A 22,390-nucleotide genomic window follows, 5' to 3' on the forward strand; every position below is an offset into this window, starting at 1 on the left:
TTCGCACATGTCTCAAGTAAACCTCGGCACCGCCAACGAATTCATCGCCCGTCACATCGGCCCGCGTGCGGGTGATGAGCAGGCCATGCTCAACAGCCTCGGCTTCGACTCCCTCGAAGCGCTGAGCGCCAGCGTGATCCCGGAAAGCATCAAGGGCACCAGCGTGCTCGACATGGACGACGGCCTCAGCGAAGCCGACGCCCTGGCGATGATCAAGGGCATCGCCGGCAAGAACCAGCTGTTCAAGACCTACATCGGCCAGGGCTACTACGGCACCCACACGCCGGCACCGATCCTGCGCAACCTGCTGGAAAACCCGGCCTGGTACACCGCCTACACGCCGTACCAGCCGGAAATCTCCCAGGGTCGTCTCGAAGCACTGCTGAACTTCCAGACCCTGATCAGCGACCTGACCGGCCTGCCGATCGCTAACGCATCCTTGCTCGACGAAGCCACCGCGGCCGCCGAAGCCATGACCTTCTGCAAGCGTTTGAGCAAGAACAAGGGCAGCCACCAGTTCTTCGCCTCCGTCCACTGCCACCCGCAGACCCTCGACGTGCTGCGCACCCGTGCCGAACCACTGGGCATCGACGTGGTGGTCGGCGACGAGCGTACGCTGAGCGACGTGACCCCGTTCTTCGGCGCCCTGCTGCAATACCCGGCGAGCAACGGTGACCTGTTCGACTACCGTGAGCTGACCGAGCGCTTCCACGCGGCCAACGCCCTGGTAGCCGTAGCGGCCGACCTGCTGGCCCTGACCCTGTTGACCCCGCCGGGCGAATTCGGCGCCGACGTGGCCATCGGCAGCGCCCAGCGCTTCGGTGTACCGCTGGGCTTCGGTGGCCCGCACGCGGCGTACTTCTCCACCAAGGACGCGTTCAAGCGCGACATGCCAGGCCGCCTGGTCGGTGTTTCCGTGGACCGTTTCGGCAAGCCGGCCCTGCGCCTGGCCATGCAGACCCGCGAGCAACACATCCGTCGCGAGAAAGCCACCAGCAACATCTGCACCGCGCAAGTGCTGCTGGCCAACATCGCCAGCATGTACGCCGTCTACCACGGCCCCAAGGGCCTGACGCAGATCGCCCAGCGCGTGCATCACCTGACTGCGATCCTGGCCAAGGGCCTGGAGGGATTGGGCCTTGGCGTCGAGCAAGCGCACTTCTTCGACACCCTGACCCTGAACACCGGCGCCAACACCGCCAAGCTGCACGATAAAGCGCACGCCCGGCAGATCAACCTGCGCGTGGTCGACGCACAACGCCTGGGCCTGTCCCTGGACGAAACCAGCACCCAGGCCGATGTCGAAAACCTGTGGGCACTGCTGGCCGAAGGCAAGGCGCTGCCGGACTTCGCCGCCCTCGCCGCATCGGTGCAAGCCACCCTGCCGGCGGCACTGGTGCGTCAATCGCCGATCCTCAGCCACCCGGTGTTCAACCGTTATCACTCGGAAACCGAGCTGATGCGCTACCTGCGCAAGCTCGCCGACAAGGACCTGGCCCTGGATCGCACCATGATCCCGCTGGGTTCGTGCACCATGAAGCTCAACGCCGCCAGCGAAATGATCCCGGTGACCTGGGCCGAATTCGGCGCCCTGCACCCGTTCGCCCCGGCCGAGCAAAGCGCCGGTTACCAGCAACTGACCGATGAACTGGAAGCGATGCTCTGCGCCGCCACCGGTTACGACTCGATCTCGCTGCAACCGAACGCCGGTTCCCAGGGTGAGTACGCAGGCCTCTTGGCGATTCGCGCCTACCACCAGAGCCGTGGCGAAGACCGTCGCGACATCTGCCTGATCCCGTCGTCCGCCCACGGCACCAACCCGGCCACCGCCCAGATGGCCGGCATGCGCGTGGTGGTCACCGCCTGCGATGCACGCGGCAACGTCGACATCGAAGACCTGCGCGCCAAGGCCATCGAGCACCGCGAACACCTCGCCGCGCTGATGATCACCTACCCGTCGACCCACGGCGTGTTCGAGGAAGGCATTCGCGAAATCTGCGGCATCATTCATGACAACGGCGGCCAGGTGTACATCGACGGTGCCAACATGAACGCCATGGTCGGCCTCTGCGCACCGGGCAAGTTCGGCGGCGACGTCTCGCACCTGAACCTGCACAAGACCTTCTGCATTCCCCACGGCGGTGGCGGCCCGGGCGTCGGCCCGATCGGCGTGAAATCGCACCTGGCACCGTTCCTGCCGGGCCACGCCCAGATGGCACGCAAGGAAGGCGCGGTCTGCGCGGCACCGTTCGGCAGCGCGAGCATCCTGCCGATCACCTGGATGTACATTCGCATGATGGGTGGCGCCGGCCTCAAGCGCGCTTCGCAGCAGGCGATCCTCAACGCCAACTACATTTCCCGTCGCCTGGAAGAGCACTACCCGGTGCTGTACACAGGCAGCAACGGCCTGGTGGCGCACGAATGCATCCTCGACCTGCGCCCGCTCAAGGACAGCAGCGGCATCAGCGTCGATGACGTGGCCAAGCGCCTGATCGACTTCGGCTTCCACGCCCCGACCATGTCGTTCCCGGTAGCGGGCACGCTGATGATCGAGCCGACCGAAAGTGAATCCAGGGAAGAACTGGACCGCTTCTGCGACGCAATGATCCGCATCCGCGAAGAAATCCGCGCAGTGGAAAACGGCACCCTGGACAAGGACGACAACCCGCTGAAGAACGCTCCACACACCGCACAGGAGCTGGTTGGCGAGTGGTCGCACCCGTACAGCCGCGAGCAGGCGGTATACCCGGTGGCGTCGTTGATCGAAGGCAAATACTGGCCGCCGGTCGGTCGTGTGGACAACGTCTTCGGCGATCGCAACCTGGTGTGCGCCTGCCCGTCGATCGAAAGCTACGCTTAAACGGATGTGGGGCGGTTAATCCGCCCCACGCTGGAACACCTCTACCCCTGTAGGAGCGAGCTTGCTCCGGGCGGCGTTCCGACGATGGCGGACTGACATTCAACACCGTCGTCGACTGATGGACCGCTATCGCGAGCAAGCTCGCTCCTACAGGGGCCAGGCGTACTCTTATTACCCGCCAATTCCCATAACAAGAAACCGGAGAACAACCATGTCTTTAAGCGTGTTCGACCTGTTCAAGATTGGCATCGGTCCCTCCAGTTCCCACACCGTCGGCCCGATGCGCGCCGCTGCCCGCTTTGTCGAGGGGCTGCGCCGTGAAGGGCTGCTGGCCGCCACCACCTGCGTCAAGGTCGAGCTGTACGGCTCGCTCGGCGCCACGGGCAAGGGTCACGGCAGTGACAAGGCCGTGCTGCTGGGCCTGGAAGGCGAACACCCGGATACCGTGAACACCGAAACCGTGGCTGCCCGCCTGCAAGAGATCCGTGGCAGCGGCCGTTTGAACCTGCTCGGCGAACACGAAATCGCGTTCAACGAGAAAGAACACCTGGCGATGATCCGCAAGCCCCTGCCCTACCACCCCAACGGCATGATCTTTCGCGCGTTCGACGCTGCCGGCCTGCAGATTCGCAGCCGCGAGTACTACTCGGTGGGTGGCGGTTTTGTCGTCGATGAGGACGCGGCCGGTGCCGACCGCATCGTCGAAGACGCCACCGTACTGACCTTTCCGTTCAAGAGCGCCAAGGACCTGCTCGGTCATTGCACCACCTACGGCCTGTCGATCAGCCAGGTGATGCTGACCAATGAAAGTGCCTGGCGCCCGGAAGCGGAAACCCGCGCCGGTCTCCTGAAAATCTGGCAAGTGATGCAGGACTGCGTGGATGCCGGCTGTCGCAACGAAGGCATCCTCCAGGGCGGCTTGAAGGTCAAGCGCCGGGCGGCGGCGCTGCATCGGCAACTGTGCAAGAACCCCGAATCATCCTTGCGCGACCCGCTGTCGGTGCTCGACTGGGTCAACCTGTACGCCCTGGCGGTCAACGAAGAAAACGCCAACGGCGGGCGCGTGGTCACCGCCCCCACCAATGGCGCGGCGGGCATCGTCCCGGCGGTGCTGCATTACTACATGCGCTTCATCCCCGGCGCCAACGAAGACGGCGTCGTGCGCTTCCTGCTGACTGCGGCGGCCATCGGCATTCTGTACAAGGAAAACGCCTCGATCTCCGGCGCCGAAGTGGGCTGCCAGGGTGAAGTCGGCGTGGCCTGCTCGATGGCGGCCGGCGCGCTCTGCGAAGTGCTCGGCGGCACCGTGCAGCAAGTGGAAAACGCCGCCGAAATCGGCATGGAACACAACCTCGGCCTGACCTGCGACCCGATTGGCGGGCTGGTGCAGGTGCCCTGCATCGAGCGCAACGCCATGGGCTCGGTCAAGGCCATCAACGCGGTCCGCATGGCCATGCGCGGCGACGGACAACATTTCGTCTCGCTCGACAAGGTCATCCGCACCATGCGCCAGACCGGCGCCGACATGAAAAGCAAATACAAGGAAACCGCCCGTGGCGGTTTGGCGGTCAACATTATCGAGTGCTGATGCGCGCATCGGCACGATTTCCAGGAGCTTCATATGTCCACCGAACAACTGTTGAAAACCCCGTTGCACGCACTGCACATCGAACTCGGCGCCCGCATGGTGCCGTTCGCCGGCTACGACATGCCCGTGCAATATCCGCTGGGCGTGATGAAGGAACACCAGCACACCCGCGACCAGGCCGGGTTGTTCGATGTCTCGCACATGGGCCAGATCCGCCTCACCGGCGCCAACGCCGCCAAGGCCCTGGAAACCCTGGTGCCGGTCGACATCATCGACCTGCCGGTGGGCATGCAGCGTTACGCCATGTTCACCAACGAAACCGGTGGCATCCTCGACGACCTGATGGTCGCCAACCTGGGTAACGACGAACTGTTCCTGGTGGTCAACGCCGCCTGCAAGGACCAGGACCTGGCGCACCTGCGCAAACACATTGGCGACCAGTGCACCATCGAGCCGCTGTTCGAAGAGCGTGCATTGCTGGCGCTGCAAGGTCCGGCCGCCGTGACCGTGCTGGCACGCCTGGCGCCGGAAGTGGCGAAGATGACCTTCATGCAGTTCAACCGCGTGAAGCTGCTGGGCGTCGACTGCTTCGTCAGCCGTTCGGGTTACACCGGTGAAGACGGTTTCGAAATCTCCGTACCGGCCGCCAGTGCAACAGCCCTGGCCCGCGCCCTGCTGGCCGAACCGGAAGTCGAAGCCATCGGCCTGGGCGCGCGTGACTCGCTGCGCCTGGAAGCGGGCCTGTGCCTCTACGGCCACGACATGAACACCGACACCAGCCCGATCGAAGCCAGCCTGTTGTGGGCCATCTCCAAGCCACGCCGTGCCGATGGCGCGCGTGCCGGTGGCTTCCCCGGCGCCGAGACGGTCTTCGCCCAGCAGCAAGCCGGTGTCAGCCGCAAGCGTGTCGGCCTGCTGCCGCAAGAACGCACCCCGGTACGTGAAGGCGCAGAAATCGTCAACGAAGCCGGCGACATCATTGGCAGCGTGTGCAGCGGCGGGTTCGGCCCGACGCTGGGTGGCCCGCTGGCCATGGGTTACCTCGACAGCGCCTACATAGCCTTGGACACACCGGTCTGGGCGATTGTCCGTGGGAAAAAGGTGTCTTTGCTTGTAAGCAAAATGCCATTTGTGCCACAACGCTACTATCGTGGTTGATTGACTGTTTCTATAAGTAACGCGGTTGCGCAAACAGTGCACTAATGTGTAACGTAACCGCCATAAAACAGTGCATTATTCGAGAGTTACCTTCGTTTATGAACGTTGCTTATAACGATCGAAAACGATTGAACAACATCCTCGAATAAGCAGGCACTAGTGGACGACTAACGCCATCAACCCGAGCAAAACCGGGCCTCTCACAGGGCTTGTTTTTTCTCCCGTAGTTGGCGTAAAGTTTGTTCACTGTGTTTGCATGGGTCGCTTGGAATCGTGACCTGGGCAGTAGCCTACAAGTTAGCTACATCCCGTTCGACGTCTTCTTACTCTCCTGCAACCAGCCCCAGTACTCTTTCATGAGAAGGAGGCTGTCATTAATTTAGCGTCAAAGGAAATAAGAAATGTCCCAACGTCAGAGCGGTACCGTCAAGTGGTTTAACGACGAGAAAGGTTTTGGTTTTATCACTCCAGAAAGCGGTCCGGATCTGTTCGTACATTTCCGCGCTATTCAGGGCAACGGCTTCAAGAGCCTGAAAGAAGGCCAGAAAGTGACCTTCATCGCCGTGCAAGGCCAGAAAGGCATGCAGGCTGACGAAGTACAAGCAGAAGCCTAAACTTCTGTAACGAAAAAGCCCCTGATGCTGACATCAGGGGCTTTTTTGTGCGCGCAAATCCGTAAAATGGGCTTCTTTTTTTCAGGGAACCCTGTCATGCCCAAACACCTGCTCAAACCACAGGGCGATTTTCCTGCCGCGACCCTGGGTCGTCGCCTGGCAGCGATGTTCTATGACTTCCTGCTGTGCACCGCCCTGCTGATCGTGACCAGCGGCGTGTACAAGATGATCCAGATGGCGATCATCGGCGAAGACCGCATGCGCACCCTCACCGAAGCCGGCGCACTGGATGGCGACCCGCTGCTGTCGACGGTGCTGCTGTTTGTGCTGTTCGGGTTCTTTGCCAAGTTCTGGACCATGTCCGGCCAGACCCTGGGCATGCAGGTGTGGTGTATCCGCGTTCAGAACGCTGACGGCTCGTCCATCAGTCTGTGGCAGGCGTTGCTGCGCTTTATCGTGTCGATTGCTTCGTGGCTGTGCGTGGGGCTGGGGTTTGTCTGGTCGCTGTTCGACAAGCAAAAACGCAGCTGGCACGACATGTACTCGGGCACTGAATTGGTGCGGATTCCCAAGCAGAAGAAGTAATTCCCGACCGCTCCTGCCGATTTTGATTTTCTGTGGGAGCGGGCTTGCCCGCGATGGCGGCCTTCCGGTGTACATATCTGTTTCTGTGGTAACGGCCGCTTAAGGTTCCGCCCTTACGGCGGGTGACTTCGGAGCCCTGTAGGAGCGAGCTTGCTCGCGATGGCTGCCTCAAGGCGTACATATCCATTGCTGCGGTCACGGCCGCCTAAGGTTCCGCCCTTACGGCGGGTGACTTCGGAGCCCTGTAGGAGCGAGCTTGCTCGCGATGGCTGCCTCAAGGCGTACATATCCATTGCTGCGGTCACGGCCGCCTAAGGTTCCGCCCTTACGGCGGGTTACTTTGTCGCGCCAAAGTAACCAAAACGCCCCGCCCCTGACGTACGGCCCTTCGCTGACGCTCCGGGTTCCCTCGCTCCGGTCCTGCTCCGTGGGCCCGCCGCCATCGGCCATCCATGGCCGAGGGCGGCTAACCCGGCATCCATGCCGGGTTGCCCACTGCGCAGAACCTCCACTCGGCCTTCCGACGGGGCAATCTGCGGCGCCTGTGGGATCGTGGCTCGGTTTCTGTTTCTGTGGGAGCGAGCCTGCTCGCGATGCGGTGTGTCAGCCGGCATTGATATGGCTGATACGCCGCCATCGCGAGCAAGCTCGCTCCTACAGGGGTCGTGCTCGGCTTTTGATCTTGATTTTCTGTGGGAGCGGGCTTGCTCGCGATGGTCGTCAACGATGACGCGGGTTGTCTGAATGCCTGCGGTGCCTGGACTACCATCGCGAGCATGCTCGCTCCTACAGTGGGCCGTGCTCGCCTTTTGATCTTGATTTTCTGTGGGAGCGGGCTTGCTCGCGATGCGGTATGTCAGCCGGCATTGATATGGCTGATGTGCCGCCATCGCGAGCATGCTCGCTCCTACAGGGGGTTGATCTTCTGTGGGAGCGAGCCTGCTCGCGAGGCGGTGTCAGGCGTTACCCGCCAGTTTCATCCGGGCTGCCTGGGTGAAGTCGAGCATGCGCTTGAGTGGGCGGATTGCCTGGGGGATCAGCGCCGGGTCGACGAAGATTTCGTTGGCGCCTTCCTTCAAGCTCTTGAGGGTGCGTTCCAGCGTGTTCATCGCCATCCATGGGCAATGCGCGCAACTGCGGCACGCCGCGCCGTTACCGGCTGTTGGTGCCTCGATGAAGACCTTGTCCGGGCACAGCTGCTGCATCTTGTAGAAGATGCCGCGATCGGTGGCCACGATCAGGGTCTTGTTCGGCAGGGTTTGCGCCGCTGCAATCAATTGGCTGGTCGAGCCGACCGCATCGGCCAGTTCGATCACCGAGGTCGGCGATTCCGGGTGCACGAGGATGGCTGCATCCGGGTACAACGCCTTCATGTCTTCGAGCTGCTTGGACTTGAACTCTTCGTGAACGATGCAGGCACCGTCCCACAGCAGCATGTCCGCGCCGGTCTTGCGCTGGATGTAGGTGCCCAGGTGCTTGTCCGGGCCCCAGATGATCGTTTCGCCGTTGTCCATCAGGCTTTCGACGATTTCCAGTGCGCAACTGGACGTCACCACCCAGTCCGCCCGCGCCTTGACCGCCGCCGAGGTGTTGGCATAGACCACCACGGTGCGTTCCGGGTGCTGGTCGCAGAACGCCGAGAACTCGTCCACCGGGCAACCCAGGTCCAGCGAGCAGGTGGCCTCCAGCGTCGGCATCAGCACGCGCTTCTCGGGGTTGAGGATCTTGGCGGTTTCGCCCATGAACTTGACGCCAGCGACCACGACCGTCTTGGCCGGGTGCGCGTTGCCGAAGCGGGCCATCTCCAGCGAGTCGGAGACGCAGCCCCCGGTTTCCTCGGCCAGCGCCTGGATGATCGGATCACAATAGAAGTGGGCCACCAGCACCGCATCCTGAGCCTTGAGCTCGGCAGCGATGGCAGCACGGTAGTAAGCCTCTTCCTCGGCCGACAGCGGCTTGGGCTGCTTGGCATCGAGGTGGGCTTGAACCAGAAGGCGTTCGGAAATTTGCGTCATGTTCGCAAGACCTGCAGGCGCATTCGCGCGAAAGTCGAGTATACACCCGGCTCCGGACCCTTCAGGGCACCGCCGGGAAAGTGGGTATTCATCAGGCACGGTGAAGCTGGGCAAGGCTACAGAATATCCGCAGGATGCAAAAGATCATTCTGACTTGTGTCATGCGGTGCAGCCCTGGGCCGGGCAGACCATAAATCGCGGGCAAAAAAAAATCCGGAAATCCTCACTTTCGTGGGCCTTCCAGACTTTTAAAACTGCTAAAAATGGTGGGTCGTGTGGGATTCGAACCTACGACCAATTGGTTAAAAGCCAACTGCTCTACCAACTGAGCTAACGACCCGCTGTGTGGTGGCGCGTATAATACTGATTTTTATAGACTAATCAACACCTTATTTGAAAATAATCAAAAATAAGGTGTTGGGTCGCTGATTCCGGCCGCGGCGAAGCCTTCTGCACGCAGTCGGCAGCTGTCGCATTTACCGCAGGCGCGCCCGCTATTGTCGGCCTGGTAGCAGGAAACGGTCAGGCCGTAGTCGACGCCGAGCTTCACCCCCGCCTCGACGATCTGCGCCTTGCTCATGTTCTGCAAAGGCGCCTGGATGCGGAAACCGTTGCCTTCGACACCGGCCTTGGTGGCCAGGTTGGCCATGCGCTCGAACGCCTCGACGAACTCGGGACGGCAGTCCGGGTAGCCCGAGTAATCCACGGCATTGACGCCGATGAAGATGTCACGGGCGCCGAGCACTTCGGCCCAGCCCAGGGCCAGGGACAGAAACACCGTGTTGCGTGCAGGCACGTAGGTCACCGGAATGCCCTCGCCCGCCTCTTCCGGGATGTCGATGCTGGTGTCGGTCAACGCCGAACCGCCCATGCCATTGAGGTTCAAGCCGATGACCTTGTGCTCGATCACACCGAGGTCACGGGCGACGCGCTCGGCGGCATGCAGCTCCGCATGGGAACGCTGGCCGTAGTCGAAGCTCATGGTGTAGCACGCGTAGCCCTGCGCCCGAGCCATGGCCACGACCGTTGCCGAGTCCAGGCCACCGGACAGCAGGATGACCGCACGTTTTTGCACAGTGTTGGTTGGTTCAGTCATGTCAGCGCCCCGGCTCGTCGTTCCAAAGATATTTATGCAGTTGCAATTGCATGCGCACAGGCAGGTTGTCCGCCACCACCCAATCGGCCAGGTCACGGGCATTCAAGTCGTGGTGGCTGGGCGAGAACAGCACCTCACCGGCACGCCGCTCCAGACCGTACTGGATCAGCTTGGAGACGGCCCAGTCATAGTCCTCCCGCGAGCAGATGACAAACTTCACCTGATCGTTGGGAGTGAGCAGCTCGATATTCTCGTAGCGGTTGCGGTGCGATTCCTTGGAATCCGGGGTTTTGAGGTCGACAACCCGGCTGACCCGCGGATCGACCGCCGAAATATCCAGGGCACCGCTGGTTTCCAGCGACACCTGGTAGCCCAGGTCGCACAACTGCTTGAGCAACGGGATGGCATTGGGTTGCGCCAACGGCTCGCCGCCGGTGACACAGACGTAGCGCGGGCGAAAACCGGCAACCTGCTCGAGGATATCGTCGAGGGTGCGCACGGTGCCGCCAGAGAAGGCATAGGCGCTGTCGCAGTATTGGCAACGCAACGGGCAACCGGTCAGGCGCACAAAAACAGTGGGCAGCCCGGCAGTCCGCGTTTCCCCCTGCAACGAGTAGAAAACTTCGGTGATTCTCAATGTGTCTTGCATAGTCGCCACGGGCGTAACAGCTAAACAGGCTGTCCGCCTCCGTCAGGCACTTCAAGCAACCCCGCCAACGCGTAGATCCCAAGAAGCGTGTTTCATAAAAGGGCGTGAATTCTAACGAAAAAACCCGCGACAGGCGCGGGTTTCTTCAAATCGGGTCAAGCAACCTTACATGCGTTGCAGATCGCGTTGAGCCAACTGAGCGGCGGAAGTGCCCGGATACTGGGACACAACCTGTTGCAAAATACCTTTTACCTTGTCCGGATGACCGAGGCGGCGTTCTACATCAGCCAGCTTGTACAGCGAGTCAGGCACCTTGTTGTGCTTGGGGTACAGCTGCGAAACCTTGGCGAACGCCTGACCTGCACCCTGCAGATCACCCTTGGCCAGGTTCACTTCACCCAACCAGTACTGGGCGTTGCCGGCGTACTGGCTGTTCGGGTACTTACGCAGGAAAGCGCTGAAGGCCTGGCTGGCCTTGTCGAAATCCTTGGCCTTGATCAGGTCGAAGGCTGCATCGTAATACAGCTTTTCCTTGGCCGGATCAGCCGGTTCGCTGCCTGCGGCGGGCGCCTGGGTAGCAGCGGCTGCCGCTCCCGCACCTGCGCCGGCTGCGGCGCCGGGGGCGTTCAAGTCGCCGCCGGTGGAAGAATTCTCAGGAGTCGCGGCAGGTGCAACACCGGATCCTATGCGCCGATCAAGATCCTGGTATCGCTCCAGGGATTCCTGCTTCATGCGCGAAACTTGGTTCTGCAGCTCTTCAATCACGCCCTGCTGACGCGAAATCTGATCCTGCATTTGTTGCAGCTGATTGAACAGCATGCCCTGTGCCGAGGCAGGGGCCGTAACCCCTCCCCCGGCATAGGCGCCGTTCGTACCGTAACCCGCTGGCGGAGAATTGCTCCCGCTATTGTCATAGCCGGAGTCATTATCGACCACAGGAACCGCAGCCCACGCCGCAAGCGGCGCGAGGCTGAGAGCCAAAATAGTTACAGCACGACGGCAAGTTCGCATATCGAATTACTTACGCAGTTCGACGCGACGGTTTTGAGCCCAGGACTGCTCGTCGTTGCCGGTAGCAACTGGACGCTCTTCGCCGTAGGAAACCAGTTCCAGCTGAGCTGGGGAAACACCTTGCAGTACCAGGTAGCGCTGAACGGCTTTCGCACGACGCTCGCCCAGTGCCATGTTGTACTCACGAGTACCACGTTCGTCGGTGTTGCCTTCCAGAACAACGCGAGCGCCGTTTGCTTTCAGGTCTTTGGCGTGAACGTCCAGGGAGCGCATGGCTTCTGGCTTCAGGTCCGAGCTGTCGTATTCGAAGTAGAAGGTGGTGATTGCGCGCAGAGCAGCTTCTTCGCTCAGGGAGCCGTCAACAGCACCAGTGTTAGCGCCGTAACCAGCGTTTGGATCAACAGCGCCTTCACCGGCGTTGTCGCCGCCTTTGGACGAGCAACCTACAGCTACGGCCATGGCCAGAGCCAGCGCAGCAAATTTACCAAACTTCAGCATTTCCATCGTGAAACTCCTAATGAACCCCAGTGTGTTAAGTAAAACGTAAAGCGCCGCGTCAGTTCAGGTAAGGGGACCAGGAAGGTTCTCTGACTTCGCCTTGTGCGGTAGGAAGCGGGAGCCTTACGCGTCCATTAATGGACACGAGCATCAAGACTCCCCGGCCCTGCTGGCGGGTGGCGTAGATTACCATGGTGCCGTTGGGCGCAACAGTAGGCGACTCGTCCAGAGTGCTATCAGTGAGGATTTTTACACTTCCTCGCTGAAGATCCTGGGCCGCCACTTTGAAATTGGTGAAACCATCCTGGCGATGGATCATGACCAGGGTCTTTTCATCCGCCGACAGTTTCGGGTTGGCGTTGTAGTTACCGACGAAAGTGACACGCTCGGCGCCGCCACCACCCACGCTGGTTTTGTAGATCTGCGGCTTGCCGCCACGGTCGGAGGTGAAGTAGATGGTCGAGCCATCCTTGCCCCAGAACGGTTCGGTGTTGATGCCGGGACCTGCGGTGACACGGGTGATCTGACGCGAGCCCAGGTTCATCACATAGATGTCCGGGTTGCCGTCCTTGGACAGCACGAACGCCAGGCGATTGCCATCCGGAGACCAGGCAGGTGCACCGTTCAGGCCTTCGAAGTTGGTCAGTTGCTCACGGCGACCGGTGTCGATGTTCTGCATGAAGATGCGAGGACGCTTCTGCTCGAACGACACGTACGCAATGCGCTTGCCGTCCGGTGCGAAACGCGGCGACAGGATCGGCTCGCGCGATTGCAGCAGGGTCACGGCGCGGGCGCCGTCATAGTCCGAACGTTGCAGGGTGTAACGGGTGTTCTTCTCGGAGAAGCGCTCAGCCGTCACGTACAGCAGACGCGTGGAGAACGCACCCTTGATGCCGGTGAGTTTTTCGAACGACTGGTCGGAGATGTAGTGCGCCATATCGCGCAGTTGATCGACGCCGCCCGACACGCTGCCGGTCAGCACTTGCTGCTCGGTGGCGACGTTGAACAGAGCGTACTGCACCTGCAGGCGACCGCCCGCCGGAGCGATGCTGCCGACCATGACGTACTGGGCGCCCAGCGCCTTGAAGTCACGGAAGATGATTTCGCTGGCCTGGCTCGGCTGGCTGATCATGTTCTGCTTCGGAATCGGCGCGTAGTAACCCGAGTTGCGCAGGTCGTTACCGATGATCTCGGCCATGTCGTCCGGCAGCACGCTGCCGCCCTGGTTGCCGAAAGGCACGACAGCGATCGGGGTGGCCCGGTCACTGCCGCTGGTGACCAGGATGTTTTTCTCATCTGCCATCGCCAGACCCGCCATGCAGCAGATCGCGACCAGCATTCCTCGAAGAAGGTTTCTCACAAGGCTAGATCCTCAGGTGTAAATGTCATCTTGAACGAACGATACGGAGCGAAATCGCTCGGCTTCATTCCCTGCATTTCTGTCAAACGACCAATATTCTTCACCGCTGCCACAGCCGATGCGTCGAACGGACCGTCGCCACTGGACTTGGCCACGCTGACCGAGGTCACCGTACCGTCCGGCAACATGCCGATCTGCAGCACCACTGTCATGCCCTTGCGCGCCGACGGTGGGCGAGCCCAGCCTTCCGCTGCACGAGCGCGAATCAGGTCATCGAAACTGCCGGCGACTTCGTCACCCTGCTCGTCCGCCAAGGCCTGCTGGCGCTGCGGCGTGTCGGAAAGCAAATCGGCGAGGGCCTGAGCCTTTTTATCCTCGGCGGATTTACGTGCCGCGTCCTGCGCTTTCTTCTTCGCAGCATCGGCAGCAGCTTTCTTCTTCGCGTCTTCGGCGACTTTCTTCTTCGCCTCTTCAGCTTCAGCTTTCTTCTTGGCGTCTTCCGCGGCTTTCTTCTTCGCGTCTTCGACGATCTTTTTCTTCGCTTCTTCTTCGGCTTTTTTCTTGGCCTCTTCTTCAGCAGCCTTCTTGGCTTCTTCTTCAGATTTCTTCTTGGCTATATCAGCCAATTGTTTCTCTTCTGCCTTCTTGGCTTCGGCAGCCTTCTTCGCTTCATCGGCTTTCTTGGCTTCATCAGCCTTTTTCGCCTCTTCCGCTTTCTTCGACTCGTCGGCCTTCTTGGCTTCCTCGGCCTTTTGAGCCGCTTCTTCTTTCTTTTGTTCCGCAGCCTTTATCGCTTCCTGCTCGACCTTCTTCTGTTCCATCTGCTCGACTTCGGTCTGGCGCGCGGCGGATTTCTTCGCTTCACCCGCAATCTTCTGATTGGTCTGGGTGGTTGCCTGACTCTTGGATTTCAGTTGGTACAAGGTCGCCTGGACAATCGGCTTGGCCGGCGGCAGCTCAGGCGTGAAGGCGAAACTGACGAACAACATGCCAAAAACCAGCACGTGCAAGCAGATCGCCCAGACACTGGGCCAGAAGTAGCTTTCCGAGGCTGTTGGCTCTCGCTGTTGCTGCATCAGGGCGCCTCGGTAATCAGACCAACGTTACCGACCCCGGCTTTCTGCAACCCGCCCATCGCCCCCATGACGGCGCCGTAGTCGACGCTCTTGTCTCCACGGATGAACACCTGGGTGTGCTTGCCGCCTTCGTTGCCGTTACGAATGATCTTGGTCACCGCATCGGTCATCTGCGACAGGGTCATGGCGCGATCCTGCTGTTTCTCGGTATCGACTTCGCTGCCAAGGTTCCAGTAGTAGGTCTTGTCAGCCTTGATCGAAATGGTCAGGACCTGGGTGTTGTTGTCCTGCGGCAAGGCTTCGCTGGAAACCTTGGGCAGATCGACCTTCACGCCCTGATTGAGCATCGGCGCGGTCACCATGAAAATGACCAGCAGTACCAGCATCACGTCGATGTAAGGCACCACGTTCATCTCGGCGACCGGCTTGCGCTTGTTTCGGGCTCGAGCGATTAAAGCCATTGGAAATTACCTGCTCAGTCTTCGCTGGTGTGCACTTTGCGGTGCAGGATCGCCTGGAATTCGTCGGCGAAGGTGTAGTAGCGGCCGATCAGCGTTTCGCTGCGGGCGGAGAAACGGTTGTAGGCGATAACGGCCGGGATGGCCGCGAACAGACCGATCGCGGTGGCGATCAGGGCTTCGGCGATACCCGGAGCCACGGTGGCCAGGGTCGCCTGCTGGGCAGTCGCCAGGCCACGGAAGGAGTTCATGATCCCCCAGACGGTACCGAACAGACCGATGTACGGGCTCACGGAACCCACAGTGGCCAGGAACGGCAGGCTCTGCTCGAGCTTTTCTTCCTCGCGGGAGATGGCGACGCGCATGGCACGGGCCACGCCTTCCATGACCGCTTCCGGGTCAACGCCTGGTTGCTGGCGCAGACGGGAGAATTCCTTGAAACCGGCACGGAAGATCTGCTCGACACCCGAATCCGGGTCCGGGTTGCTGCCGGCCTGGCGGTACAGTTTGGACAGGTCGATACCGGACCAGAAGCGCTCTTCAAAGCTCTCCAGGGCACGTCGACCGGCGCGCAGCAGGTTGCTGCGCTGAAAAATCATGATCCATGAGGTCACCGATGCGGCTACCAGGGTCAGCATCACCAGTTGCACCACGATACTGGCATTGCTGACCAGGCTCCACATGGAGGAATGGTCGACGACGTTAGCTTCCACGCTTTATCTCCTGCGTTGAGTGTGTACCCGCGCCGCTCACGCCGGCAAAGGCCGTACGTAGAGTTTCGGGAATGGCCCGGGGTTTCAAGCTGTTGGTGCGCACACAGGCCACCAGGAACTGCCCTTCGCAGAGCAGCACATCATCCGCAGCCCGCCTGACCTGCTGTTTAAAGCGCAGGCTGGCACGGTTCAATTCGATTACTTCAGCGCTTACCAGCAGTTCGTCGTCCAGTCGCGCCGGCGCGTGGTAGCGCGCTTCGCTGGAATGCACGACGAACAACAGGTCCTCCCCGGCCAGCTGGGATTGGGCAAAGCCCAGTTCCCGGAGCCGCTCGGTTCGAGCCCGTTCCATAAACTTGAGGTAATTAACGTAATACACGATGCCGCCGGCATCGGTGTCCTCGTAATAAACGCGACAACGATGTGCGAACGGCCCAAGCCCGTTTTGCGCGCGCATACTCTAGTGCTTACTCCTCGGGTTGCCAATCGGCCAGGCAACTGTTTTTCATGGTTCTGCGGCTCTGCCGGCAAAAGTACCGTCCTAGGACAGCACAATGCCCGAAAAATCAGCACGCAAACGTTAATTAATCATCAGCGCCATCAAGGAACTCGTCTACCACAGGCATTTCGCCCAATCGTGACGGAATGTTTAAGCCAAAATGCAGGTAGGCGTGGCGCGTGACCACCCGCCCCCGGGGCGTGCGCATGATGTAGCCCTGTTGAATCAGGTACGGCTCCAGCACGTCTTCGATGGTGTGGCGCTCTTCGCTGATGGCTGCTGCCAGGCTGTCGACCCCCACCGGCCCGCCGTCGAACTTCTCGATCATGGTCAACAGCAGGCGCCGGTCCTGATGATCGAAACCACGCTCGTCGACGTCCAGCAGGTTCAACGCCAGGTCGGCGACCGGCTTGGTAATGTGGCCCTTGCCGCGCACTTCGGCGAAATCGCGCACCCGGCGCAGCAGCCGGTTGGCAATCCGCGGCGTGCCGCGGGCGCGGCGGGCGATTTCGAAAGCCCCGTCCGGGTCCAGAGGCAAACCGAGGATGGTCGCCGAGCGACTGACGATCGTCGACAGGTCGGCGTTGTTGTAGAACTCCAGGCGCTGGACGATGCCGAAGCGGTCACGCAGCGGGTTGGTCAGCATGCCGGCGCGGGTCGTCGCCCCCACCAGGGTGAAGGGCGGCAGGTCGAGCTTGATCGAGCGGGCAGCCGGACCTTCGCCAATCATGATGTCCAGCTGGAAGTCTTCCATGGCCGGGTACAGCACTTCTTCGACGATCGGCGACAACCGGTGGATTTCGTCAATGAACAGCACGTCGTGAGGTTCGAGATTGGTCAGCAACGCGGCGAGGTCGCCCGGACGCTCCAGGACCGGCCCCGAGGTGCTCTTGATCGAAACGCCCATTTCCTGGGCGATGATGTTCGCCAGGGTGGTCTTGCCCAGGCCCGGCGGGCCGAAGATCAGTGTGTGGTCCAGGGATTCGTTGCGGCCACGGGCGGCCTGGATGAACAGCTCCATCTGCTCGCGAACCGTCGGCTGGCCAATGTAATCCGCCAGGCTGACAGGACGAATCGCCCGGTCCTGGACTTCCTCGCGCTCGCGAGGGCCAGGCGTAGCGGTAATCAGTCGATCGGCTTCAATCACTTAGATCATTCCCTTCAGGGCACGACGAATCATGTCTTCACTGCTCAAACCTTTCTCCTTGATCGCCGAAACGGCCTTGCTGGCCTCCTGCGGCTTGTAGCCCAGGGAGATCAGCGCGCTGACCGCGTCGGTTTCGGCGCTGGCGACCGGCTCGACGTCCGGTCCGCCCGGCTGGTTCGGCACCAGGGCGAACATCGCCGGCACGGTTTCCCAGGCCTTGAAGCGGTCCTTGAGTTCCACCAACAGGCGCTCGGCGGTTTTCTTGCCCACACCTGGCACCTTGGTCAGCGCCGAGGTGTCCTGGGACTGCACGCAACGTACCAGTTCATCGACTTCCAGGCTCGACATCAAGGCCAGCGCCAGTTTCGGCCCCACACCATTGAGACGGATCAACTCACGGAAAAAGTCTCGCTCGCGCTTGCTGGCGAAGCCATAGAGTAACTGCGCGTCTTCCCGTACGACCAAATGGGTGTGCAACGTCAGCGGTTCACCGACCGACGGCAGGCGATACAAGGTGGTCATGGGCACTTCCAGCTCATAGCCCAGACCGTTTACATCGAGAATCAGGTGCGGCGGCTGTTTCTCAGCCAGGGTGCCGCGCAAGCGTCCAATCACGTTACAGATCCTTGAGCATTGGCCAGCAGGGTACTGGCGACTGACGGAACAAGGGTTTCACGCCGGCGACACAGGCGCGAAACCCTCATTCGGCAAAATTGACTGCTGATGCTATCAGAGACGCAGGCGTCCGCCACGACTGCGTGCGGTGCCCAGGCCGTGGGGCAACAGACTGGCACGGGTGTGGGCATGGCAAATGGCGATGGCCAGGGCGTCGGAGGCGTCGATCTGCGGTTTGCTGGTCAGCTTGAGCATGTGCATGACCATCATCTGCACCTGCTCCTTGTTGGCGGCACCCGTGCCCACCACCGCCTGCTTGACCTGGGTCGCGGTGTATTCGGCGATTTCCAGGTTTTCTTCAGCCCCGGCGACGATGGCGGCACCGCGGGCCTGCCCCAGTTTGAGGGCAGAGTCGGCGTTGCGCGCCATGAACACCCGCTCGATGCCCATGGTCACCGGACCGTAGGTCTGGATGATCTCGCGCACCCCACGGTAGACGATTTGCAGGCGTTCATGCAGCTCGCCGGCACCGGTGCGGATGCAACCGGAAGCCACGTAGACGCAGCCACGACCGGTGTCGCGGACGACGCCGTAACCGGTGATGCGCGAACCGGGGTCGATGCCTAGGATTAAAGTCATAACGAATTCGGGATCAGTGGTGGTCGATATCAAATACAACACATAACAACTGTGGGAGCGAGCCTGCTCGCGATGTGGTTTGTCAGTCACATTAATGCTGGCTGACAGGCCGCATCGCGAGCAGGCTCGCTCCCACAGTAGGTTCAGGGTGTTTTCAGCCCAGCTGCGCAGCCACGTCTTCAGGGATGTCCGCGTTGGAGTAGACGTTCTGCACGTCGTCGAGGTCCTCGAGCATGTCGATCAGCTTGAGCACCTTCTCGGCGCCTTCCAGGTCCAGCTCGGCGCTGGTGGTCGGCAGCATGACGATTTCCGCGTCGTCACCCTTGAAGCCGGCGGCTTCCAGGGCGTTGCGCACCGCGTAGAAACCGGCGAACGAGGTGAACACGTCGATGGAGCCATCTTCGTTGGTCACCACGTCATCGGCATCGGCGTCCATCGCCGCTTCCATCAGCGCATCTTCATCGACACCCGGTGCGAAGGAAATCTGCCCCTTGCGCTCGAACAGGTAGGCCACGGAACCGTCGGTACCCAGGTTGCCGCCGCACTTGCTGAACGCGTGACGCACGGCCGCCGCGGTACGGTTGCGGTTGTCGGTCATGCACTCGACCATCACCGCCACGCCGCCCGGGCCGTAACCTTCATAGGTCAGCTCGACCATGTCGTCGGTGTCGGCCGCACCGGCACCGCGAGCGATGGCGCGATCAATGATGTCGCGGCTCATGTTCGCCCCCAGCGCCTTGTCCAGGGCCAGGCGCAGACGCGGGTTGGAACCCGGATCACCGCCACCCTGGCGGGCAGCGACGGTCAGCTCACGAATCCACTTGGTGAAAATCTTGCCCTTCTTGGCATCCTGACGTTCTTTGCGGTGCTTGATGTTCGCCCACTTGGAATGACCTGCCATAACTCGCTCCAGTTTCTCTTTGAAACATTGCCCGCCGCGCCCCGAGGCGCCGGCCGGCAAACAAAAATTCGATGAGCCCATCCAGAAAGGGACCCATAAAGAAAGGGCGCATCCGAAGATGCGCCCTTCTGGTCAGCCTTACTCGGCTTTTGGCGTTTCGCGCAGACGAATGTGCAGTTCGCGCAATGCCTTGGCATCGACCACACCTGGAGCCTGCGTCATCACGTCGGCAGCGCTCTGGGTTTTCGGGAAGGCGATCACTTCACGGATCGACTGGGCGCCGGTCATCAGCATCACCAGACGGTCCAGGCCGAAGGCCAGGCCACCGTGCGGCGGCGCACCGTATTTCAGGGCGTCGAGCAGGAAGCCGAATTTCTCTTCCTGTTCCGCTTCCTGGATACCCAGCAGACGGAACACCGCCTGTTGCATTTCCTTGCGGTGGATACGGATCGAACCGCCACCCAGCTCGGTGCCGTTCAGAACCATGTCATAGGCACGGGACAGCGCGGTCGCCGGGTTGGCTTCAAGCTCTGCCGGCGTGCACTTCGGCGCGGTGAACGGGTGGTGCAAGGCGCTGAAGCTGCCGTCTTCGTTCTCTTCGAACATCGGGAAGTCGACGACCCACATCGGTGCCCACTCGCAGGTCAGCAGGTTCAGGTCGTGACCCAGCTTGATCCGCAGCGCGCCCAGGGCTTCGCTGACGATCTTGAACTTGTCGGCACCGAAGAACACGATGTCGCCGTCAACCGCGCCCACGCGATCGAGGATCACGTTGAGGTTGGCTTCAGGGATGTTCTTGACGATTGGCGACTGCAGGCCTTCGACGCCCTTGGCGCGCTCGTTGACCTTGATGTACGCCAGGCCCTTGGCACCGTAGATGCCGACGAACTTGGTGTAGTCGTCGATCTGCTTGCGCGGCATGCTCGCCGCACCAGGAACGCGCAAGGCGGTCACGCGGCATTTCGGGTCGTTGGCCGGGCCGCTGAAGACCTTGAATTCCACGTCTTTCAGTTGGTCGGCGACATCGACCAGTTCCAGCGGGTTACGCAGGTCCGGCTTGTCGGAACCGTAGCGACGCATGGCTTCTTCGAAGGTCATGTGCGGGAATTCGCCGAATTCCAGACCCAGCACTTCCTTGAACAGGTTGCGGATCATGTTTTCGGTCAGGCCCATGATCTCGTTTTCATCGAGGAAGCTGGTCTCGATGTCGATCTGGGTGAATTCAGGCTGACGGTCGGCACGCAGGTCTTCGTCGCGGAAGCACTTGGCGATCTGGTAGTAACGGTCGAAGCCGGCCACCATCAGCAGCTGCTTGAACAGCTGTGGCGATTGCGGCAGGGCGAAGAACGAACCGGCGTGGGTACGGCTTGGCACCAGATAGTCGCGGGCACCTTCCGGGGTGGCACGAGTCAGGATCGGCGTCTCGACGTCGAGGAAGCCGTTTTCGTCCAGATAGCGACGGATGCTGGTGGTCATGCGCGAACGCAGGCGCAGCTTCTCGGCCATTTCCGGACGACGCAGGTCCAGGAAGCGATAGCGTAGGCGGGTTTCTTCGCCAACGTCGGAGAACTCATTCAGTGGGAACGGCGGGGTTTCCGCTTCGTTCAACACTTCCAGCTCATAACCCAGCACTTCGATCATGCCCGACGCCATGTTGGCGTTGGTGGCACCGGCCGGACGCAGGCGCACCTTGCCGGTCACCTTGACCACGTATTCGCTGCGCACACGGTCGGCCACGGCGAAGGTCTCGGCGCGATCCGGGTCGAACACCACCTGGGCCAGACCATCACGATCACGGATATCGAGGAAAATCACCCCACCGTGGTCACGGCGACGGTGAACCCAGCCGCAAAGGGTAATTTCCTGGCCGTCCAGGCTTTCGTTCAGTTGGCCGCAATAATGGCTGCGCATCATGGTCGTGGTTTCACTTCTCGTAATTCGAAATTCGGTTGGAGGCCTTGCGTACTTCAAGTGCTGAATGATGCAAGAGCTCGCGCGTGTCGTTCAATCGGGTTGCAGACCTTAGTCGGCTTTATCGCCACCGGCCAGATTCTTCTTGGCACCGGTCTTGAAATCGGTTTCGTACCAGCCGTTGCCGCTGAGGCGGAAACCCGGCATGGACAGCATCTTCTTGAGCTCTGGCGCCTGACAGGCAGGGCAGTCGACCAGCGGTGCTGCGCTGATCTTTTGAATGGCTTCCAACTGATGACCACAGGAAGCACATTGGTAGTCGTACATCGGCATCGGGTTGTCTCGGCGATCAGAATGCTACCGCACACGCTGGGTTTTGCGGCAAAGAGCGGGATTATATCCATTAAATGCGGCCTGTGCAGCCGTAAGACTGCACAGGCCGACACTCGATGCTTTTCGCCGTCGGGACTATGCCAGGACGCTGCCGCGCTCCTCGTTGCGACTGTGCACAACGCAGACCACCCGCACCAATCCACTGAAATTTTTCACCCCGCCATGGCGCAAGTGCACCTGGCGATCGACATGGGACAACAGGGCACTGACCGAACAGCAGTTGGTTTTCGCCATCTCGCCCAGAATATCCCAGTAAACCTGTTCAAGCCGCAAACAGGTGGCAAAGCCATTCAGACGAACCGAACGGGATAATGGCCGGGCCAGTCCCATATCGAATTCACTGACAAACGGGTCGATCCTTACTTCCTTTAACGGACCCAACCTCCCCTCGTTCAATCTGCCGTCATAAACCATACTGCTGACACTCCTTTGCCATACCTGGTTTCTATAAAAGCCTTGTTGCGAGGCCTATAAAAACGCAGGCGTACGGTTATATCCAGATGACTTTATGACCACCGAACGTAGGATAAGCCAACAACTTCAGGCGGATCATGGAGACCGTCCTAGTCAGGCCCATCCCCTACAGAAGGAAACGCGAGGTCCT

22 protein-coding genes and 1 tRNA gene are annotated in these 22,390 nt (G+C 60.8%); 5 read left to right on the forward strand and 18 right to left on the reverse strand.

Annotated features, from left to right (window positions below):
- Nucleotides 1-7 precede the first annotated feature (7 nt).
- From gcvP to ABVN20_RS07375, 5 genes are all read left to right on the forward strand, one after another.
- Entirely contained in the window at nt 8-2,860 is a 2,853-nt protein-coding gene (gene gcvP, locus ABVN20_RS07355) for an aminomethyl-transferring glycine dehydrogenase (protein ID WP_368554902.1), read from the forward strand.
- 211 nt (nt 2,861-3,071) lie between these two features.
- Entirely contained in the window at nt 3,072-4,448 is a 1,377-nt protein-coding gene (locus ABVN20_RS07360; protein WP_368554904.1) for an L-serine ammonia-lyase, read from the forward strand.
- A 33-nt stretch (nt 4,449-4,481) separates the two neighbouring features.
- A complete protein-coding gene (gene gcvT / locus ABVN20_RS07365; protein ID WP_368554905.1) occupies nt 4,482-5,606 on the forward strand; it encodes a glycine cleavage system aminomethyltransferase GcvT in 1,125 nt (374 codons plus the stop codon).
- A gap of 401 nt (nt 5,607-6,007) precedes the next feature.
- Nucleotides 6,008-6,220, forward strand: a complete 213-nt coding sequence (locus tag ABVN20_RS07370) for a cold-shock protein (RefSeq protein WP_007977299.1) — start codon at nt 6,008-6,010, stop codon at nt 6,218-6,220.
- 96 nt (nt 6,221-6,316) lie between these two features.
- On the forward strand, nt 6,317-6,805 hold the full coding sequence (locus ABVN20_RS07375; RefSeq protein ID WP_368554906.1) for an RDD family protein: 489 nt from the start codon (nt 6,317-6,319) through the stop codon (nt 6,803-6,805).
- A 956-nt stretch (nt 6,806-7,761) separates the two neighbouring features.
- Here the strand turns inward: ABVN20_RS07375 and nadA are convergent.
- The 18 genes from nadA to ABVN20_RS07465 all read right to left on the reverse strand — a co-directional run bounded on the left by nadA (nt 7,762) and on the right by ABVN20_RS07465 (nt 22,200).
- Nucleotides 7,762-8,820: a quinolinate synthase NadA gene (gene nadA, locus ABVN20_RS07380; protein ID WP_368554907.1), complete on the reverse strand. Its 1,059-nt coding sequence runs from the start codon at nt 8,818-8,820 to the stop codon at nt 7,762-7,764.
- A gap of 264 nt (nt 8,821-9,084) precedes the next feature.
- A tRNA-Lys gene (locus tag ABVN20_RS07385) sits at nt 9,085-9,160 on the reverse strand.
- A 63-nt stretch (nt 9,161-9,223) separates the two neighbouring features.
- On the reverse strand, nt 9,224-9,916 hold the full coding sequence (gene queC / locus ABVN20_RS07390) for a 7-cyano-7-deazaguanine synthase QueC (RefSeq protein ID WP_368554908.1): 693 nt from the start codon (nt 9,914-9,916) through the stop codon (nt 9,224-9,226).
- Between the two features lies 1 nt (nt 9,917).
- Nucleotides 9,918-10,565 (reverse strand): 7-carboxy-7-deazaguanine synthase QueE, encoded by a 648-nt coding sequence (queE, locus tag ABVN20_RS07395; RefSeq protein ID WP_368554910.1) that lies wholly within the window; start codon nt 10,563-10,565, stop codon nt 9,918-9,920.
- Nucleotides 10,566-10,730: 165 nt separating this feature from the next.
- Nucleotides 10,731-11,576 (reverse strand): tol-pal system protein YbgF, encoded by an 846-nt coding sequence (gene ybgF, locus ABVN20_RS07400; RefSeq protein ID WP_368554911.1) that lies wholly within the window; start codon nt 11,574-11,576, stop codon nt 10,731-10,733.
- A 6-nt stretch (nt 11,577-11,582) separates the two neighbouring features.
- A complete protein-coding gene (pal, locus tag ABVN20_RS07405) occupies nt 11,583-12,080 on the reverse strand; it encodes a peptidoglycan-associated lipoprotein Pal (protein ID WP_150772357.1) in 498 nt (165 codons plus the stop codon).
- 52 nt (nt 12,081-12,132) lie between these two features.
- On the reverse strand, nt 12,133-13,434 hold the full coding sequence (gene tolB / locus ABVN20_RS07410; protein ID WP_368554913.1) for a Tol-Pal system beta propeller repeat protein TolB: 1,302 nt from the start codon (nt 13,432-13,434) through the stop codon (nt 12,133-12,135).
- The gene (gene tolA, locus ABVN20_RS07415) at nt 13,431-14,510 is read right to left on the reverse strand and encodes a cell envelope integrity protein TolA (RefSeq protein ID WP_368554914.1); all 1,080 of its coding nucleotides are present in this window, start codon (nt 14,508-14,510) and stop codon (nt 13,431-13,433) included. The genes tolB and tolA overlap by 4 nt, the downstream gene beginning before the upstream one ends.
- The gene (gene tolR / locus ABVN20_RS07420; RefSeq protein WP_368557678.1) at nt 14,510-14,962 is read right to left on the reverse strand and encodes a protein TolR; all 453 of its coding nucleotides are present in this window, start codon (nt 14,960-14,962) and stop codon (nt 14,510-14,512) included. Before tolR ends, tolA begins: the two co-directional genes overlap by 1 nt.
- A gap of 23 nt (nt 14,963-14,985) precedes the next feature.
- On the reverse strand, nt 14,986-15,681 hold the full coding sequence (gene tolQ, locus ABVN20_RS07425) for a protein TolQ (protein ID WP_368554916.1): 696 nt from the start codon (nt 15,679-15,681) through the stop codon (nt 14,986-14,988).
- Nucleotides 15,671-16,138 (reverse strand): tol-pal system-associated acyl-CoA thioesterase, encoded by a 468-nt coding sequence (ybgC, locus tag ABVN20_RS07430; protein WP_368554918.1) that lies wholly within the window; start codon nt 16,136-16,138, stop codon nt 15,671-15,673. The genes tolQ and ybgC overlap by 11 nt, the downstream gene beginning before the upstream one ends.
- A gap of 127 nt (nt 16,139-16,265) precedes the next feature.
- Nucleotides 16,266-17,327 carry a Holliday junction branch migration DNA helicase RuvB gene (ruvB, locus tag ABVN20_RS07435; protein WP_368554919.1) on the reverse strand — a complete coding sequence of 354 codons (1,062 nt, stop codon included), beginning with the start codon at nt 17,325-17,327 and terminating at the stop codon, nt 16,266-16,268.
- Complete coding sequence (gene ruvA, locus ABVN20_RS07440) at nt 17,328-17,942, reverse strand: Holliday junction branch migration protein RuvA (RefSeq protein WP_368554920.1); 615 nt, start codon at nt 17,940-17,942, stop codon at nt 17,328-17,330.
- Between the two features lie 114 nt (nt 17,943-18,056).
- Complete coding sequence (ruvC, locus tag ABVN20_RS07445; protein WP_368554921.1) at nt 18,057-18,581, reverse strand: crossover junction endodeoxyribonuclease RuvC; 525 nt, start codon at nt 18,579-18,581, stop codon at nt 18,057-18,059.
- 154 nt (nt 18,582-18,735) lie between these two features.
- The gene (locus ABVN20_RS07450) at nt 18,736-19,482 is read right to left on the reverse strand and encodes a YebC/PmpR family DNA-binding transcriptional regulator (RefSeq protein ID WP_368554922.1); all 747 of its coding nucleotides are present in this window, start codon (nt 19,480-19,482) and stop codon (nt 18,736-18,738) included.
- A 138-nt stretch (nt 19,483-19,620) separates the two neighbouring features.
- Nucleotides 19,621-21,396 (reverse strand): aspartate--tRNA ligase, encoded by a 1,776-nt coding sequence (aspS, locus tag ABVN20_RS07455; RefSeq protein WP_368554923.1) that lies wholly within the window; start codon nt 21,394-21,396, stop codon nt 19,621-19,623.
- Between the two features lie 108 nt (nt 21,397-21,504).
- On the reverse strand, nt 21,505-21,726 hold the full coding sequence (locus ABVN20_RS07460) for an FmdB family zinc ribbon protein (RefSeq protein WP_368554924.1): 222 nt from the start codon (nt 21,724-21,726) through the stop codon (nt 21,505-21,507).
- Between the two features lie 135 nt (nt 21,727-21,861).
- The gene (locus ABVN20_RS07465; protein WP_368554926.1) at nt 21,862-22,200 is read right to left on the reverse strand and encodes a ribbon-helix-helix domain-containing protein; all 339 of its coding nucleotides are present in this window, start codon (nt 22,198-22,200) and stop codon (nt 21,862-21,864) included.
- Nucleotides 22,201-22,390 lie beyond the last annotated feature (190 nt).

It is taken from the genome of Pseudomonas sp. MYb118 (assembly GCF_040947875.1).
Classification (GTDB): Bacteria; Pseudomonadota; Gammaproteobacteria; order Pseudomonadales; family Pseudomonadaceae; genus Aquipseudomonas.

Coding starts and splice junctions, on each gene's coding strand:
- gcvT (WP_368554905.1), top strand. CDS start 4,482: ATGTCCACCGAACAACTGTTGAAAACCCCGTTGCACGCACTGCACATC.
- ABVN20_RS07360 (WP_368554904.1), top strand. CDS start 3,072: ATGTCTTTAAGCGTGTTCGACCTGTTCAAGATTGGCATCGGTCCCTCC.
- tolA (WP_368554914.1), bottom strand. CDS start 14,510: ATGCAGCAACAGCGAGAGCCAACAGCCTCGGAAAGCTACTTCTGGCCC.
- ABVN20_RS07375 (WP_368554906.1), top strand. CDS start 6,317: ATGCCCAAACACCTGCTCAAACCACAGGGCGATTTTCCTGCCGCGACC.
- pal (WP_150772357.1), bottom strand. CDS start 12,080: ATGGAAATGCTGAAGTTTGGTAAATTTGCTGCGCTGGCTCTGGCCATG.
- queE (WP_368554910.1), bottom strand. CDS start 10,565: ATGCAAGACACATTGAGAATCACCGAAGTTTTCTACTCGTTGCAGGGG.
- ABVN20_RS07465 (WP_368554926.1), bottom strand. CDS start 22,200: ATGGTTTATGACGGCAGATTGAACGAGGGGAGGTTGGGTCCGTTAAAG.
- gcvP (WP_368554902.1), top strand. CDS start 8: ATGTCTCAAGTAAACCTCGGCACCGCCAACGAATTCATCGCCCGTCAC.
- ybgF (WP_368554911.1), bottom strand. CDS start 11,576: ATGCGAACTTGCCGTCGTGCTGTAACTATTTTGGCTCTCAGCCTCGCG.
- ybgC (WP_368554918.1), bottom strand. CDS start 16,138: ATGCGCGCGCAAAACGGGCTTGGGCCGTTCGCACATCGTTGTCGCGTT.
- ABVN20_RS07460 (WP_368554924.1), bottom strand. CDS start 21,726: ATGCCGATGTACGACTACCAATGTGCTTCCTGTGGTCATCAGTTGGAA.
- queC (WP_368554908.1), bottom strand. CDS start 9,916: ATGACTGAACCAACCAACACTGTGCAAAAACGTGCGGTCATCCTGCTG.
- ABVN20_RS07450 (WP_368554922.1), bottom strand. CDS start 19,482: ATGGCAGGTCATTCCAAGTGGGCGAACATCAAGCACCGCAAAGAACGT.
- ruvC (WP_368554921.1), bottom strand. CDS start 18,581: ATGACTTTAATCCTAGGCATCGACCCCGGTTCGCGCATCACCGGTTAC.
- aspS (WP_368554923.1), bottom strand. CDS start 21,396: ATGATGCGCAGCCATTATTGCGGCCAACTGAACGAAAGCCTGGACGGC.
- nadA (WP_368554907.1), bottom strand. CDS start 8,820: ATGACGCAAATTTCCGAACGCCTTCTGGTTCAAGCCCACCTCGATGCC.
- ABVN20_RS07370 (WP_007977299.1), top strand. CDS start 6,008: ATGTCCCAACGTCAGAGCGGTACCGTCAAGTGGTTTAACGACGAGAAA.